Raw genomic sequence first — 208 nt, forward strand, 5'->3', positions numbered from 1 at the left:
GAAATCGCTACTATCCGTAATGGTGTCGACGGTACCAACGGTCGCGATGGTACCAATGGCAGCTCTGTCATTTCCGAACGTCAAACTGATGGTACTGTAAAAGTTTACAATGTCTCATCCACAGGTCAGCGCACTGAAATCGCTACTATCCGTAATGGTGTCGACGGTACCAACGGTCGCGATGGTACCAATGGCAGCTCTGTCATTT

At 49.0% G+C, this 208-nt stretch carries 1 pseudogene; it reads left to right on the forward strand.

Annotated features, from left to right (window positions below):
- Window positions 1-208, forward strand: a pseudogene (locus C1G57_RS11190) (hypothetical protein); the annotation flags it as partial.

It is taken from the genome of Streptococcus suis (assembly GCF_002960425.1).
GTDB classification, from domain to species: Bacteria; Bacillota; Bacilli; order Lactobacillales; family Streptococcaceae; genus Streptococcus; species Streptococcus suis_S.